Genomic DNA, 16064 nt, shown 5'->3' on the forward strand with positions numbered 1-16064 from the left:
CTCCTTTTCTTATTTTCTGGTGTTGGCGCGACGACGGGTCAGCAGCAAAAACAGGACCGCGACAGCCACCCCCGCACCGAGTATCCACACCCACGACCCCAGTCCCGACGCCTTGGCGGCGTCTTCCCTGACCACGCGCTCGGCCGCCAGGGCCACTGACGGATCGACGCCGTCCAGGTTCTTGGGGTCCACGGGCACGCCGTCTTTGCGCATCTGGGCGATCTTGGCGTCCACATCGGCGAGCTGTTTTTTGAGATCCTCGTTGGAAGCGGCCAGCTTGTCGGCTTCCTGGCGAAAGGCCTGCACGCCGGGATCGCCCTGGTGGTTGTACAGAAAGCTCGGGCCGCTGGCCTGGCGCAGCATGAACCACAGAAACATGGCATCCCACAGGCCAAACGACGGGGCGCTGCGGTAGGCGTAGCCCGGTGCGCTCCAGCCCCGCCCGGCATAATAGTTGTCCCGGTTGTTGCTGTAATCCCGGTAGCTATCCCAGGTGCGCGTGGGTTGCGGCCCGGACGCGGCACCGCTGTCGCGCACCGGGTTGTCCGGCTTGGCGAACTTGCCCTTGTATTCGTTGTAGGCCTTGGTCGATGCTTCCTTTTGGACGGCCGTCTGGCCGGTTGTGGCAAAGGAAGACTTGGATCGGCCGCTGTCCGCGCCCGGGGCGGCGCTGGTCCCGGTGCTGTTGCTCCAGGCTCCGCCGGTAGCCGGCTTGGGCGTGGAACTTTGGGCTGGCGCGGCCTTGGGGGCGCTGTTGCCCCAGCCCGAGGGCGCTTTGCCGGAGCCTGGGTCCGAGGCCGGGGTGCTGCCGGGTTTGGCCGAACCGGGGGCGCTTGGGGCGGAGCTGTTCCCCCAGCCGGATGACGAGCTGCTGCTGGGTTTGGCCGGCGCGGCCGGGGCCGAGGGTGTTAAGGAATTACTCCAGCCGGAACTCTTGCCGCTGGACGACGACGAGGACTTGCCGCTGCTGGAAAAGGACGACGAGGATTTGCCGCCGCTGGAAGAGGACGACTTGCTGCTCTTGGCCTGGGCCGGCTGGCCGCCAAGGACCAGGGCCAGGGCCAGGAGAAGGAAGAAAACGCACCGGACGCTGCGGTTCATGCCGGGGCCTCCTTAATAGACCTTGACCCCGTAGGGTGTGAGATCAAGACCAATCCAGGCCCGCACCAGGGCCGCTTCAGGCTCCGTGTCGGCGCTGACCAGCATGTTCTCGTTTTCCTCCCCCACCGTGCGGGCATACAGGTGCATCTGGTGGGAAACCAGACGCGGCGGGGCTTTGGGATCGGTGAAAATCAGCTCGGCGGCCTCCACCGGTGGTGCATAGTCGCCGTCGCCCCATTGGCGCAGATAGGTCTGGCCGTTGGGGGCATTGAGATCCTTGCCGCCGATGAGTCCTCCGGCATCGAGCCACAGGCCCCAGTCCGCCGCACTGGCCGGGCGAATCTCCTGGAGCAGGTGAAAAAAGCTGATGTCGTTGAGCGCGCCGGCCGCATCCAAGTTGAACTGGAAGAGATAGGCGTTCTCGCCCTGTTTGGCATAAGCCCGGACCAAGGTCAGGCCGAACAGGGCCGTGGATGACAGGGCGTCTACCAGCAGTTCGCCCTGGGGCAGGGCAAGGGTCAGGCCCAGCCCTTCAAAGCGCAGGGCTTCGGCCACGTCCACGGCCAGGATGGCCCCGATGCGCAGATCGAGGGGAAAACGCGGGTAGTCGGGATGGTTGTCCGGTGCCGACCGTTTGCCAAAAAACATGTCCTAGCCTCGCAACAGAGTGGTTTAACGGGTTCAAACGCCGCACGACCCGGACGGTCCCTTCAGGTGGTCGAGCCTTGGGAGCGCAGGGAACCGAGGAACAGGCCCAGGCCGCCGAGCAGCAGGGTCAGGATGACGAGTAAATCAAACAGCGACATGCCGGCCAGGGAAAAGCGGATGGAGGCAATGACGCCGACGCATACGGCCAAAAGGCTGCCCAGAAACAGCAGCCAGCCAAGGATGGTGCGGGCGTTGTAGAAAATCATGACAAGGCCGAGGCACAGCGGAATAAGCGTCATACCGGTGGTCAGGCGGACCGGACCAAAGCTGTGGAGGGCATAGCCCAGGCTGAAGAAATGATAGACCCGAATGGAGTTTAAAAACAGGTAGCCGCCGGCAACCATCATGGCCAGCCCCAGAAAAAACCGCCCCAGCCCCCCAGGCGTGCCGCCTGCGCCGTTCACTGCCATACCGCCCATGTATAGAATCAGTTGTGCAAGGGCAAGGCCGATGGCGGGGCGGCCTGGATTCTAAACCAAGTTTCATCCAAAGCGCCCGGGTCGCCGGCACGGGGGGGCGCGGCTCGCAGATGCTGCCGGGGATGTCCCCCGGGCGAAGCCCGGCCGGTACGGCCGGCCTCGTCCGGGGTGTCCTGATGTCCTGGTGCTTATCCTTTGCCGTGTTCGTAAACGAAGCAGGCATCGGCAAAGGTGTAGGGATACTGCGGCCGGCGGTCGGCCACCCGGCCGAGTTTGGGGCGCAGATTGCCAAAGGCCCGGTAAAGCAGCGGGTAGGGCTGGCCGGCGAACCGGGTGAGGATATCGCCCCACATGCGCGGCGACTGGCGGATATATTCGGCCATGGCCTCGGTCAGGGCGGCCTCGGTCAGGGCCGGGACGGCGGTTGCCGGCTGGGGTACGGGCGGGGTCACCGAGGCCTTCATGAAGCTGAAGCGGTCGATGTCACCCACGATGGGGATGGTACAGTCAAAGCCGGCCTTGGGCGTGTGCACCGGCGGATGGTTGGTCTGGGCCAGGGGATCAAGCGGCAGAATGTTGAGGTCCGGGATGACCAGGGTGTCAACCTGGGGATTGTAGCGCCAGGCTTGGGCCCATTTGACCTGATCGTCGTCAAAGATGTCGATGTCCTCGTCAAAGACATAGGCCAGCTTGGGAAACCACTGGCGCGAACAGGTGAGCATCAGGGCCAGGGCCTGCTTGGCATCGCCGCCGCCGCGCACCTTGAGGCGGGCGTAGACGATGTTGTGGCTGCCGCCGTAGGGGGCGTGGACGTCAAGCACCTGGATGCCGGCGGTTTTAAGGGCCGTGTAGATGTCGGCCTCAATGGTGGGATCAAAAATCATCAGATCGGTACGGCCGGGATGCAGGCCGCCGATGGTGGCGTATTGGTAGATGCCGCCCTTGCGAAAGGTGATGCAGTCCACCACGAAGCGGCAGTTTTGGGGCAGCCCCGAACCGTAGGTGCCGGTGTATTCGCCGTAGGGGCCTTCGTCGTACACCCAGCCTTCAGACGTCATCATGCGGCCTTCGATGACGATTTCGGCATTGGCCGGAACGGTCAAGTCGTTGGTCTCGCATTTGACCACCTGGGCCGGCTGGCCATAAAATCCGCCAAGCACGTCCCAGTCGTCCACGCCCTCAAAGGAGTACATGGAGGCCACCTTGTCCAAGGTCGGCCCGCCGACCACCACGGCAACCGGCATGTCCAGGCCGCGCTCCTGGTATTTTTTTGCCTGGATGCGGCCGTTGTGGGAATCGTTTCGCATGTCCACATTGGTTTCGTTTTTCGACCGGTACATGAAGCGGTAGATGCCCCAGTTGATAAGGCCCGTCTCCGGGTCGCGCGAAACCACGTTGGTGTCCTGGATAAAGGCGTGGCCGTCGTAGGGATGGTAGAGAAACAGCGGGAAGCGGGTCAGATCGACGTCGTCACCTTTGAGAATGACTTCCTTGCAGGGGGCGGTGTCCACCAGCACGGGTTTTTCCCGGCGGATGGTAAGCCCGGCGATGGCCTTGCCCAGATCGCGGGGATTGCAGTCAAGCGCATGGGCGTACTGTTCCCGGGTGCAATAGGCCCCGGCCAGAAATTGAAAGTCGCAGTCCTTGACCTTTTCCACCAACACGGCCTTGTCCGAATAGGACTCCATGAGGGCGGGCAGTTCGTCCACGCGCTTTTCATCCGTTATGCGGACAAGCTGGCCGATGGCTTCAAGCTCGGCGACAAACCGGGACAAGCTTTGCTGGGGCTTTGGCATGGCAGACTCCGTTGGGTTGGCGGGCAGGGCGGCGCGGGAGGAACGATTTTCAGTCCGGGTTTTCGCGCTCAGGCGGCCCGAGCGGTCGGCCGTCTCCCAGGCGCATAAGCCAGCGCGTGCCGAAACCGAGGGTGTTGTCGAGATAGCGGATGGCGGTTGGGCGCAACACATGAGCCGAAACCTTGCCCATGCGCCGGGCGGCCTCGCCCGGATCGGCCAGCAGGGCCTCGACAAAGGGGAACTTGGCGCAATAGGCGGCCATGGCCCGCGCCTTGGCCGCCAGACCGGTCACAGCGGCGGCCCGGCCTTCCAGTTGCAGGCCCCGGATGTCGCGCCAGGAGGCGGTCTCGGGTGAGACCGTCGCCGCGCAGGCCGGATTGGCGGCCAGCGTGCGGCCGTGCCGCGAATTGGGCGAGGACAGAAACACCAGATCAAAGCCGTCGGGCGCGAAATAGACCGTGGCGGCCCAGGGCACGCCGGAAAGGGAGGTGGCCAGCGTCATGGCCGTTGTCTCGGCCAAAAGCCGTCGTATGGCCGCTTCGACGGCCTCAGGCTCCATGGCCGTCCCAACGGCGGAACAACTCGTGGCTGATCTCGAACTGATCCAGCACCTTGCCAACCGTCTGGTCCACCACGTCCATAATGGTCTTGGGGGCATGGTAAAACGACGGGGCCGGCGGCAAAATGACGGCCCCCATCTCGGCCAGGGCCACCATGTGGCGCAGATGCCCGAGATGCAGCGGCGTCTCGCGCGGGACAACGACCAGCTTGCGCCGTTCTTTGAGCGTCACGTCGGCGGCCCTTGTGAGCAGGTTGTCGTTTAAGGACAGGGCGATCTGGGCCAGACTCTTCATGGAGCAGGGGATGACCACCATGCCGCACACGGGAAAGGAGCCGGACGAGATGGCCGCAGCCAGATTGCCATGCTCGTGGACCACGTCGGCCAGGGCGCGTACGTCGTCCACGCTGTGTTTGGTTTCCAGGCCCAAGGTCACGGCCGCGCCGGAACTGATAATACAATGGGTTTCCACGTCCGGTATATGGCGCAGGACTTCGAGCAGCCGGATGCCGTAGACCACGCCGCTGGCACCGGAGATGCCGACAATCAGTCGCTTCATTTTTTCCCCTTTTGCCTCATACGCATCATAAACATTTCGCCCCTTTCAGCGGTCTTGGCCGCAGCCGGCCAGTGTGCCAGCCAACGTCCAAAACCCCTTGAAAAACTTTTCCCGGCGGGGGGTCCGGGGGCCTCAGGCCCCCGGCCGCCGGAGGCATCTTCTGCCTTTTCTTCTCTCTCTTCGTCTATTCGTCCGTGCCGAAGGCGTCTTTGATCGGGAAACCGTCGGGATATTCCACTTCGCCGGTCTGTTCATTGTAGCGCACAACGCCTTTATGGGAAACGCCGGCGGTAGGGCCGCCCACGGCGTCGGTGTCCACCAGCCGGGCGGTGCGGATGCCATTTAACAGCCAATCGCCGGCCACGGCGCGCTGCGCGCATTTGGTCCATTCATCGCACCAGTCGCCGAGGTTGTAGCCGAACCATTTCCAGCGCGGGGTGACCGGCGGCAGTCCGGCCTTGTCCCACAGCTCCCGGGCCTCTTCCATGATATCCTTGGTCGGCAGGGCCACCGGTGGCATGGGGTAGTGCATTGTGGCGTCGATCATGATCTTGGCTTCCCATTCCCGGTCGCGCAGTTTGGGGGCGTGGCCGTTGGCCTGATAGTCCTCGATTTTGACCGACTTCATGAGATCGGTGCGGTAGGCGATGGCCCACAGCACTTCCTCGACGTTGTTGGGATTGACATCCTCGTCCACGGCGACCGTGATTTTCCCCACCGAGCGCATAAAGGTGGTGGCACCATTGAGCGCCCGCCAGATTTCCGTGCGCGGGGTGTTTTTCTCCAGCACGATAACGGTCAGGCGCGAAACGCCGATCATGGGGCCGTGCAGGGCCACGTCTTTAACCTGTCGCACGTAGAGGGTGTTTTTGAGGTGATTGAGCATCACCGCGCTGTAGTTGAGCTGCTTTATAACGCCCGATTCCGACGGGGCCATCTGGGAGATCATGGAGGTGATGACAGCCTTTTTGCGCCGCGTTATGGCCGTGACCTCAACGGAGTGGTTGTATTCCTCAACGCTCATGTTGCCGTAGGATTCGCCAAAGGGCGCTTCCATTTCCAGCTTGGTGGGGTCAATCCAACCCTCAATAATGATCTGGGCGTCGGCCGGAGCCCACAAGGGCACGGTCTTGCAGCGCACCTTGCGGTAGGCCGCACCGGCCAGGCCGCCGGCAATGTCCAAATCGTTTAAATGCTCCGGGGTCTTCTGGGGTCCGATGACCTGCAGCATGGGCGGCGCGCCGACAATAAGGGCCACGGGCATTTTTTCGCCGCGCGCCTTGTATTTGACCCAGTTGTTGTGCGCCCCGCCGTTGGTCTGGATGAGCCACATGGCGGTCATGCGGTTGGAATCCTTGAGACTGCAGCGGTTCTGGCTGATGTTTTCGATGCCGGTGTCCGGGTCGTGGGTGATCCACAGGCCGGCCGAGAAGTACGGGGCGGTGTCCCAGCCCGGGGTGTTGTTGGGCACGGGCAGGGTGTCGAGGCCCTTGCCGGCCCCGCCCGTAAGGTCGTCGCCGGTGATGACCAGTTCGTGCACAGGGGCTTCCTCGGAGGGGATTTCCACGGCCGGGATGGGGTTTTCAAAGGCGTGGACCCATTTGGCAAAAATCTTTTGCGACAGGGCGGTGATGTCCTCGCCCGAATCGGTAATGCCCAGCGAAGCGGCGTAGATGGCCGGGGAACCGGCCGTGCCGCCCACCATAACGTCGCAGTCGCCGGTATAGGAGCGGCCTTTGCTGTCGGTGACGTGGGTAAACAAAAAGGCCCGTTTGGGGTTGTTGGCCACAACCGTGCCCACATCGCCCACATAGCCCCAGCGCACAAAGGGGTGCAGGTGGCGATCCTTGTTGATGGGATCGTTTATGGTCCACAGCAGGCCGGCTTTGTCGAGTTTGGCCAGATGATCGTTTAAGTCGTCGTAGGCTTTGGCGAATCCCTTTTGCATCGACGTGCTCCTTGGCTAGTTGGGGTGGAACGCAAGTGGTTGGAGTTTTAACCAACTGGTTGGTAAAATAACCTGTCGCAAAAAAAGGACAGGGGCCGGCCGACGCAGATCACGCAAGCCCCCGGCCTCAGGCCGGATCGAGGACGATGCCCCGGGCCGGGTCCTGGGGCTTGGCCGTGGTGCTTACGTGGGCGGCCGAGCGGCGGCCGTTGGCCAGCCAGTCGCCGGCGGTGGCGCGGGCGGCGCAGGCGTCCCATTCCGGGGACCAGTCGCCCAGACTATAGCCGCTCCAGGGTGATTCGGGAGTGAGCGCAGGCAGGCCAAGCTCCTCCCAGAGGGCGCGCGCCCGGTCCATGAATTCCTTTTTGGGCAGGGCCACGGGCGGCAGATCGCCCTTGGCCGTGGCGTCGATGAGCATGGTGGAATCAATCGCCCCGCCGGGCAGGGCAGGGCCGTGGCCTTTGCCGCGGTTGGGCACTACATGGGTGTCGGTCACGGGATTGGAGCGGTAGGCCATGGCCCACAGCACCTGATCGGTATTTTCCGGGTCGATATCCTCGTCGATGGCGATGCAGAACTTGCCGATGGCCGGCGTGAAGGAGGCCGTGCCTAAAAGCGCCCGCCAGACTTCGGTGTTGGGCGTGCCCTTGGCAATAACGATAAAGAGAAAGCGGCGCAGATTGGTCAGAGGCTCGTGCATGGAGACGCGGGTCACACCCTTGATATTCAGTGTATTGCGCAGATGGTTTAAATACAGCGGCTCGTAGGCGACCTTTTTGATCACACTCGATTCGCAGGGCGTGACCTGGGAGATGATGGAGGCGATGGTGTAGTTGGTGCGCCGGGTGATGGCGGTCACGGTCATGGAGAAGTTGTATTCCTCCAGGGCCATGTAGCCGTGGGATTCGCCGAACGGGCCTTCAGGCTCCAGGGAATCGGTGTCGATAAAGCCCTCGACAATGACTTGCGCCTGGGCCGGCACGAGGAGATCAACGGTCTTGCAGCGAACAACTTCGATGGGTGCCCCGGCCAAGCCGCCGGCCACGGTCAGTTCGTCGGTATCCAGGGGCAGCTTTTGCGGCCCGGTAAAGGCCACGATGGGCGGCGCGCCAAGAACCACGGCCACCGGCATCTTCTGGCCCAGCGCCTTGTATTTGCGCCAGTGCACCCCGCCGCCGGCCAGGGTGGCGCGCTCCATCATGACCACCACCCGGTTGGAGGCCTTGAGATTGCCCCGATACAGGCCCAGGTTCTGGATGCCGGAATCCGGGTCACGGGTGGCCCACAAGGCAGCGGTGAAATACGGGGCGGTGTCGTAGCCCGGGGTGGAGATGGGTATGGGCAGAGCGTCGAGGCCCTTGCCTTCGCCCAGGAGGTCGTCGCCGGTCAGTACGATTTCCTGGCAGGGCGCGGACGCGACTTCCTTGGGAGCGATGGGCGCGGCCATGGCGGCCAGCCAGGTTTCCCCGATATCGGCCTCGGGCTTGCCCATGCCCATGGCGTAGATGCGCGGTGTGGCGGCCAGCGCCCCGATGGCGACTTTGGCTCCGGGGTAGCTGCGGCCCTTGGCGTCGGTGACATTGGAAAACAGGAAGGCCTTGCGGCCACTCTCGGGGATGCCGCCCCGGTACTGCCAGCGCACCAGCGGATGCATTTCGCGATCTTTGTCGATGGGGCGCTCGATGACATGGAGCAGGCCGGCGGCGGCCAGTTTGTCCAGGTGGGCGTCGAGATCGTCGTAACCAGGGCTTTGCGGCGTCATGCGTCTTCTCCGGAACGGGCCAGGCGGCGTCTGGGGGTGGCCGGGCGTCCGGGGCGGACGACACGGCGGGCGCGGCTGCTTGGGGATATCTTAACACTAACCAGTTGGTTAGCGTCAAGACGGTCTGGGCGCGATCATGGAAATAGTGCGTAACTGTCACGGTGGGGCGAGGCGGATCGCCGGGGTGGAAACGGCCTAACGGTGTGGTCTGGCGGGGTGTATGGCGCTGTACTGGCGGCTGCAAAAAAACTTGACGGCACAAGTCGGGAACAGCCGGTGCCGCCTTTCGTCGCGTGGCCTCCAGGACGGATTTTCAAAAGACGCTGTCCGTGGGCAGCCGGAACAACGGTGGTTCCCGTCAAGGTTGCCCTGCGGCATTGTGCGCCCGACGGAAGTGCCTTCCCCGCTCGCACCCACCGTCGCGGCAACGCCGTTCCCCCTTAACCCTTTGCCTCCAGGTGGGATTCCAAAGGGCTCAGCCCTTTGGCCGCCGGAGGCCTCTTCTGCCTTCTTCTGTCTTCTTCTCGCTTCGTGCCGGTTCAGTCCTGCGGCGTTGCCAGCAAGGCGTTGATGACGACGTCTTCCAGAAACGCGGCCATATCGGTCAGGGTGGGCATGGGCGGTTGGGCGGCGTCGAGGGTTGCCGCGACCTGGCTTCGAAACGGGGCATTGATAGTATTGACCAGCAGCACGCCGGCCAGGGCGACCTGGAGCACGGCCGGGTTGATCTGGCGCAGGCGGCCCGAGGCCATGCCCTGTTCTGCGAACCGGGCGGTGACGCCGTGGATGCGGGCATAGATGGCGGCCAGTTCCGGGGTAATGTGCCGGGAGCCGCCGGCCAGTTCGTGGGCGATGGTGCGAGGGGCGTTGCTGTTGCGGCTAAATTCCTCGGCATGGATGCGCACGACCCCGCGAAGGCCTTCCACCGGGTCGGCGCAGTCGGCCAGTTCCCGCTCCAGGCGGTCGGCGAAATGGGAGAAATGGCGGGTGAGCACCACGTCGTAGAGTTTTTCCTTGCCGCCGATGTGGTAATAGATGGTGGCCTTGTTGACCCCGGCGACTGCGGCGATTTCGTCCATGCGCGTGCCGGCGTAGCAGTTCTCGGCAAAAAGGGCTTCGGCAGCGTCGAGGATGCGGCGCACGGTTTCGGACTCGTAGTCGATGCTCGTGCGGCGGCCATGGTCCAGGAGCGGGACTTTTTCGTGGGTCTCGGGATGCTTCAAAGGGGGGCCGTTTCCTTGGCCAGGTGTGGGGACACGCGACCTGTTGTGGACGGGGGATGATCTGGGGTTTCTTTTTTCCCGAAACATCGGCCGGGTCAAGTGGGGTTGGCCGGATCGATCCGGCAAGGGCAGGGCGGTCCTCCCGCCGGAAAGCATCGACAAGCGCGCACCGCTTGGCTATCTTCTCGCCGGACCACACTCTTTCCCCCTAAAGCGTTGTCTCCGTCTGACTTGCAGTCCGTAAACTCCGGCATATCGCTTGCCGCAGGCGGTTACGTCTTTTCCCGGCCCAAAAGCAGACAGCGCGCACCAACTGCTCGCAGAATGGAAACTTGGAACGTGAAAGTTTTTTTTATACGCTATAAGTCGTCTTCAACGATCTTTGCCTTTTTTCTCCTCCTCTGTAGCGGACTGCTGGCCGTTTCCCTCGATAAAATACAAAATGGCACGCCTCTTATAACAGAAATTGATTCCAGTAGTTATGCCACGTGTTCAGCCCTCCCTTGCGACCACCTGCTTGCGAAAATAAACAGTGCCAAACATCGCGATATCCGCCTTGATATATACCAGCCCTACGGAGCGGCCGTTCAGATCAAATGGAACGTGCAGCAGCTGGGCTTAAGCATTTTTGACGCCTATCCGACGCCTGAAAATACGCAGCTCACACGCGTATCGTATCTCTTTAAGTCTCTAGGCGGCAGCGGAGATGTGGAAATCGTCCTGCGCATGCTCAACAGCCATCCATTTTCTTATAGCAAAGCCGTCGTTTTTGCTGAGTCGCCTCTCGCCGTCTTTTCAGAGTACATGAAGGTCGCGCTTCCTGTCTTGCTTATATCGCTTCTTGCGCTTTTTTTTGTTCCCCATAAGGCCACTCCTTTTGTGGTCGTATTTTTTTTAATGTATTGTTGTTATGTAGTCTTTGCGCCTTCACCAAAATCCGGCCAAATGGGCGATAATCGGTTTTATCTTCCTGCCGCTTATGAACTGGTCCGTCATGGCCATTTGTCTCTGAATAATTATACGGGCAAAGATAGCACCCATCCTTTCACAATACTTCAAAAAAACAAAGATGACGACTTCTTGAATTATTATCCGGCCGCTGTTTCCATCGTCATTGCCCCCCTGGTCGCCTGGTCAGAAACCTGGCTTCCACCGGAAGAACGACTGGCCGACGCGCTCGCAAAAATCATTGCCGCCGCCAGCGTTGCGGTCTTTTTTCTTCTCTGCAGGCGCATTGGCTGCACCGCAGGCGGGAGTGCGCTTCTTTGCGGCGCGTTTGCCTTTGCCACCAGCCAATTTTCTATTCATGCCGGTGGATTGTATTCGCATACCATCACCACCTTTTTTGCCCTGGTTGCGCTCTGGATCCTGACGCTTCCCTCTTTGACGGCAATGCAGGCACTTTTGCTCGCTTTGCTCTCCGTTGTGGGAATGGCTTGCCGTCACGATTTTGCCTTCATCATTTTGGGCTGCTCCATCACGCTGCTGCTGCGTTCCAGGCACCTCCTGTTTCTGTATCTTGGAGCAATGGGTGCATTGCTTGTTCCGACGATCTATGGAGCCAACCTTCTCTACGGCCAATGGATACCGCCCTACATGCTCCACCATGGCCCACGAAATATCAGTGTTGCAAATCTCAAAGCTTTTGCCGGACTCCTGATCAGTCCCAATAGGGGACTCTTCATTTACAGTCCAATTCTCGCATTCGGGTATATTCGCGCCATCCTTGCCATTGCCAAACCTCGAAAGAGCACGCCCCTTGAACTCGGATTGGCCGCAACGACGCTTTCCTTTCTGGTGCTTCTTACCAGCTTTTCAATGTGGTGGGGGGGATGGTCCTATGGACCCCGTCTTTTCTGCAGTATCCTGGGCCCGCTCATGGTCCTTACCGCGATGCAGCTAAAAGACCTGGTCGAACGCCCTCGCGGGCGGGCGCTTATGGTGGCTCTCCTGACGCTTGTGCTGGTTTGGGGAGCCTTTGTTCATACCAAAGGGGCCTTGATTGGCGACGGATGGAACGGGTCGCCCAACAACATAGACCAGCACCCGGAACGCCTATGGGATGTCACTGATCTCCAGATATTCCGTGATATTAAGTGGTTGCCGATCCTGTTTAGGGAACGAATCTTAGACTTTATGCCAAGCTCCTAGCCGCTGCGGGAAAAGTGAAAGAGTGGCTGCTCCATCCCGCGGACACGATGCGACTGTTCCTTCTGCCGCCCTGCAGCCCGGAGTTGCATCCCGACGCACTCATGAACCAAGACATCAAGCGAACATCTTTCGCAAAGGAGTGCCTTGTGTCCGACAATCCTCTGGCCACAGCCGTTGGCAAGGCCCAGTGGCGTTTGCTGCCGTTTTTGATTCTCCTTTATATCGTGGCCTATCTTGACCGCATCAACGTCAGTTTTGCGGCGCTTGGCATGAACCAGGAACTGGGCCTGTCCCAGACCGCCTACGGATTCGGGGCCGGCATCTTTTTTGTGGGCTATGTCCTGTTTGAGGTGCCCAGCAACCTGATTCTGGCCAAGGTCGGGCCGCGCCTGTGGATCGCGCGCATCATGCTCAGCTGGGGCGTGGCCACCGTGGCGCTGGCCCTGGCCAGCGGGCCGGCCAGTTTCGCTGGCCTGCGGTTTCTCCTGGGGGTGGCCGAGGCCGGGTTTTTCCCGGGTATCATCCTCTATCTCACCTATTGGTTTCCCCTGGCCTATCGGGCCAGGACCGTGGCCCTTTTCATGACGGCCACACCGCTCGCCGGCCTGCTCGGCAGCCCGGTGTCCGGCTGGATCATGACCCTGCACGAGGTGCTGGGGCTTTCGGGCTGGCAATGGCTTTTTATTCTGGAAGGGATTCCCGCCGTGGTCCTTGGGCTGGTGGTTTATTGGCGGCTGCCCAACGGGCCGGCCGAGGCGGCCTGGCTTACGCCCGAAGAGAAGCAGGCCCTGGCCGAGGCCCTGGATGCGGAGAAAAACGCCATCGCCAGCCGGCATCTGTCCGGTTTGCGCCAGGGGTTGGTAAGCCCGGCCGTGTGGCTTGGCGGCTTTGTCTATTTCTGCATGGTGGTGGCCATGTACGGGCTGGTGATGTGGCTGCCCCAGGTCATTGCCGGGGTCATCGGAGCGGGCGAGGGGGGCGCGGCGGCCGGGACCATGCAGGTCAGCCTGCTGGTGATGATCGCCTACGCCTTTGCCATGGCGGGCATGGTGCTGATCGGGACCAGTTCCGACCGGCGTGGTGAGCGGCGCTGGCATATCCTGGGGTCGCTTGGGCTGTGTCTGCTGGGCATGCTGGTTCTGGCTTCCGGGGCCGGCGTGGTCTGGGTGGTGGCCGGGGCGTCGCTGGCGGCCATGGGTATCTGGGGGATGATCGCCCCGTTTTGGGGCATGGCCACGGCGGTGCTGACCGGTCAGGCGGCGGCGGCCGGCATTGCCCTCATTAATTCCCTGGGCAACCTGGGCGGTTTTGCCGGCCCGTATGTGATGGGGTTCGTCAAGGCCCAGACGGGCGATTTTACGGGGGCCTTTTTATGTATCGCCGTGCTTATGGTCCTGGCCGCCGTGCCGGTCTATCTGGCCCGGGAATAAGAGGAACCGACGTTGCCTTTTTGCAGCGCTCTGGTACTTTGGCAAGGCGGTAAAAGGCCGTTCCCCGTGACCCCAACCAACAAGGAGCCACCCATGCGTCTGCGTCCCACCCTTTTCTCCCTGGCCGTCCTGATTCTGGGTCTCGCCGCCACAGCCATGGCCCAGGACGAAGGCATTCCCAAACTGACCGGTACCTGGGAAGCTACCGGCTATCACATGCATGACCAGAAAAACGGCTTCAGCCACGCCAACGAGAAAGCCACCATGGTTATTGCAGAACAACAGGACCGGGTTTTTCACGGCGACGTGCGTTGGAGTGGCAAGTTCACCGGCAAGGACACCTTCTCCGGTGTCATCGACAAGAACAACGCGGACTTCTACCTCGCCGGCCATAGCGACGGCCTGCGTCTGGGCCGGCTCGAAGGGCCGGACAAGCTGGTGTTTTACTTCCTCGCGCCCGGTGGCACCAATCCCCGGGCCGGCTACGTGGAATACCGCCGGGTCAAGTAGTCCCGCTTCTGGCGGCACCGCCCAGGTGCGGCAGGAGCGCGCTGGCTGTTTGTGTCTCAAAATGAAGGCGTGGGCCTCCCGCAGGGGTGCGGCGGGCCGCCAGTCGCGCAGGGGTGTGGCACCGGGAGGAGCCGCGCCAGGGCAGGTCGTGGCTTGGGCTGGGCAAACGGCCCCAAAGGCCGGCCTTGCGGCTGGCGGCAACCATCACTGCCGCCAGCCGGTCAGCCGAGCAGGGCATAGGCCACCAGCACGGCCACGAGACTGGCCGCCCGAAAGGCCTGGTTGTGCACGATCAGCCGTACCGCCACGGCCGGCTTGAAAATGCCGGCGTAGTAGGGGAACTGGTGGCGAAAGGCCCGCATGGGCGTGGACAGGATGTTGCCCACCAAAAGCGCCAGCACCACCTCCCGTCCGTCCAGACTCCCGGCCCCGAGCATGGCCCCGGCCGCCGCCAGGCCGGCCGAGGTCTCGGCCGCCACCTGGAACATGACGATGCTGACCGCCTGGGGCGTCATCCAGGCCAGAAAGCTCAAGTGGCTGGCCAGCCAGCCTTCCATGGCGGCAAACGCGCCCCAGACGGTCAGGTAATGAAAGCCGATGTAGATGGGCACGGTGAAATAGAGCATGGACCGCAGCCGGCGTACAAAGCGTTTCCAGGCCTTGCGCAGGGCCTTTTGCCAGGAGAACGTGTCCTCGGTGAGGTGGCAGACCACGCAACCCTCCGGCAGGGGCGGCAGGGCGATGCTGCCGTAGACCAGGATGGCGGCGCTGCGGGCGATGGCGGCAAAAAGCGTCAGGCCCACGTAGGTGGCGGCGGTTTTGGGGCCGAGAAAGGGTACGGTGATGATGAACATTTGCGGCAGATGCAGGAAATAGGTGGGCAGGCTGTTAAACAGGTTGGCCAGGATGAGTTCGCGGTCGGTGAGCCGTCCCTGGCCGTAGGCTTCGGCCAGCAGCGAGTTGGCGGCCGCGCCGGAGAAAAAGGCCATGGAGAAGCTGGCCCCGATGACGTCCTTGAGGTGGCCGATACGGATGATGGGGGCGGCCAGGCGGGCCAGAAAGCGGGTCCAGTTGAGGGCTTCGATGACATTGGCCACCAGCAGGGCCAGGGCCAGGGAGGCGAGCAGACGCAGCAGCGGCCAGCCGAGGGCGTGCCAGAGATGAGCGATATCCATGAGGCGTGGGGTATAGTCGGGAGGCAGTGCTTTGGGAAGCCCCGGAAGGGGGAGGGATAGGCGTATTTTTCTGTCTCCCGAAAAAAGGTGCTTGACAGATTCGGCTAACGGGAATAGTGACTTTTCTCCCGTGTGGGCCGTTAACTCAGTCGGTAGAGTATCTGCCTTTTAAGCAGAGAGTCGCTGGTTCGAGCCCAGCACGGCCCACCATTTTCCGCTTCGTCCCCATCGTCTAGTGGCCTAGGACGGCGGCCTCTCACGCCGCTAACAGGGGTTCAAATCCCCTTGGGGACGCCAAACGATTCTAAGAGGTTAGAGTAAAATCGCCCTCGTTGTACGTATCCTGGTACCCCTAGCTGGTACCCCGCAAGCCTCCGGAGTTGATACCTCCGGGGGCTTCGTTTTTGGTGAATGGGATCACCCGGGCTGTCCCCCGATTCTCGAAGACCTCCATAGCGTCGCGTAGCCGGTCTGGATCAAGCCCCAGTCGCTTGAGGTACTTCTCCGTCGTGGTCGCGTTCTCGTGCCGCAGGATGGCCTGGATCGTGGCCAGAGGGTACCCCGCCTGGTACAAGATCGTCGCAGACAAGTGCCGGATGGCATGGAAGCCAAACGGTTTGACCCCCGCTTTGTCGCACAACTTTTTCATGAAGTGCTGCCGGTGCTTGAACGGCTCCCCCTCCCACTGGTTTGTGAACGGGGTGCGGTCAAGGACCGTGAAGA

Annotated in this window: 14 protein-coding genes and 2 tRNA genes; 5 read left to right on the plus strand and 11 right to left on the minus strand. The window is 62.1% G+C overall.

Annotated elements, in window-relative coordinates; all coding sequences use genetic code 11:
• Window positions 1-9: 9 nt before the first annotated feature.
• The 9 genes from GTA51_RS10235 to GTA51_RS10275 all read right to left on the minus strand — a co-directional run bounded on the left by GTA51_RS10235 (window position 10) and on the right by GTA51_RS10275 (window position 10075).
• Window positions 10-1101, minus strand: coding sequence for a hypothetical protein (locus tag GTA51_RS10235; protein WP_160960826.1), 1092 nt, complete (start codon window positions 1099-1101; stop codon window positions 10-12).
• Window positions 1102-1113: 12 nt separating this feature from the next.
• Window positions 1114-1749 (minus strand): DUF2491 family protein, encoded by a 636-nt coding sequence (locus tag GTA51_RS10240; protein WP_160960827.1) that lies wholly within the window; start codon window positions 1747-1749, stop codon window positions 1114-1116.
• A 62-nt stretch (window positions 1750-1811) separates the two neighbouring features.
• The gene (locus tag GTA51_RS10245) at window positions 1812-2219 is read right to left on the minus strand and encodes a hypothetical protein (RefSeq protein ID WP_211922525.1); all 408 of its coding nucleotides are present in this window, start codon (window positions 2217-2219) and stop codon (window positions 1812-1814) included.
• A gap of 197 nt (window positions 2220-2416) precedes the next feature.
• Window positions 2417-4024 carry a UbiD family decarboxylase gene (locus tag GTA51_RS10250; protein ID WP_160960830.1) on the minus strand — a complete coding sequence of 536 codons (1608 nt, stop codon included), beginning with the start codon at window positions 4022-4024 and terminating at the stop codon, window positions 2417-2419.
• A gap of 49 nt (window positions 4025-4073) precedes the next feature.
• Window positions 4074-4583, minus strand: a complete 510-nt coding sequence (locus tag GTA51_RS10255) for a pyridoxamine 5'-phosphate oxidase family protein (RefSeq protein ID WP_160960832.1) — start codon at window positions 4581-4583, stop codon at window positions 4074-4076.
• Window positions 4573-5142 carry a UbiX family flavin prenyltransferase gene (locus GTA51_RS10260; protein WP_160960833.1) on the minus strand — a complete coding sequence of 190 codons (570 nt, stop codon included), beginning with the start codon at window positions 5140-5142 and terminating at the stop codon, window positions 4573-4575. The genes GTA51_RS10255 and GTA51_RS10260 overlap by 11 nt, the downstream gene beginning before the upstream one ends.
• A gap of 184 nt (window positions 5143-5326) precedes the next feature.
• On the minus strand, window positions 5327-7090 hold the full coding sequence (locus GTA51_RS10265) for a UbiD family decarboxylase (RefSeq protein WP_160960835.1): 1764 nt from the start codon (window positions 7088-7090) through the stop codon (window positions 5327-5329).
• Between the two features lie 127 nt (window positions 7091-7217).
• Entirely contained in the window at window positions 7218-8852 is a 1635-nt protein-coding gene (locus GTA51_RS10270) for a UbiD family decarboxylase (protein WP_160960836.1), read from the minus strand.
• Between the two features lie 539 nt (window positions 8853-9391).
• The gene (locus GTA51_RS10275; protein WP_160960838.1) at window positions 9392-10075 is read right to left on the minus strand and encodes a TetR/AcrR family transcriptional regulator; all 684 of its coding nucleotides are present in this window, start codon (window positions 10073-10075) and stop codon (window positions 9392-9394) included.
• A gap of 339 nt (window positions 10076-10414) precedes the next feature.
• Here GTA51_RS10275 and GTA51_RS10280 point away from each other — a divergent pair, with 339 nt between their 5' ends.
• From GTA51_RS10280 to GTA51_RS10290, 3 genes are all read left to right on the plus strand, one after another.
• Complete coding sequence (locus tag GTA51_RS10280) at window positions 10415-12226, plus strand: hypothetical protein (RefSeq protein ID WP_160960839.1); 1812 nt, start codon at window positions 10415-10417, stop codon at window positions 12224-12226.
• Between the two features lie 146 nt (window positions 12227-12372).
• Window positions 12373-13656 (plus strand): MFS transporter, encoded by a 1284-nt coding sequence (locus GTA51_RS10285; protein WP_343039503.1) that lies wholly within the window; start codon window positions 12373-12375, stop codon window positions 13654-13656.
• 93 nt (window positions 13657-13749) lie between these two features.
• A complete protein-coding gene (locus GTA51_RS10290; protein ID WP_160960841.1) occupies window positions 13750-14166 on the plus strand; it encodes a hypothetical protein in 417 nt (138 codons plus the stop codon).
• A gap of 221 nt (window positions 14167-14387) precedes the next feature.
• Here the strand turns inward: GTA51_RS10290 and GTA51_RS10295 are convergent, their stop codons facing one another.
• Window positions 14388-15341 (minus strand): hypothetical protein, encoded by a 954-nt coding sequence (locus GTA51_RS10295; protein WP_160960842.1) that lies wholly within the window; start codon window positions 15339-15341, stop codon window positions 14388-14390.
• Between the two features lie 134 nt (window positions 15342-15475).
• Here GTA51_RS10295 and GTA51_RS10300 point away from each other — a divergent pair.
• A tRNA-Lys gene (locus GTA51_RS10300) sits at window positions 15476-15551 on the plus strand.
• A gap of 11 nt (window positions 15552-15562) precedes the next feature.
• Window positions 15563-15638, plus strand: a tRNA-Glu gene (locus GTA51_RS10305).
• Between the two features lie 55 nt (window positions 15639-15693).
• Here the strand turns inward: GTA51_RS10305 and GTA51_RS10310 are convergent.
• Window positions 15694-16064, minus strand: a 371-nt coding sequence (locus GTA51_RS10310; protein WP_160960844.1) for a tyrosine-type recombinase/integrase, incomplete at its 5' end; no start/stop codon positions are given.

The sequence above is a fragment of the Solidesulfovibrio aerotolerans genome, from assembly GCF_009856865.1.
Taxonomy (GTDB): Bacteria; Desulfobacterota; Desulfovibrionia; order Desulfovibrionales; family Desulfovibrionaceae; genus Solidesulfovibrio; species Solidesulfovibrio aerotolerans.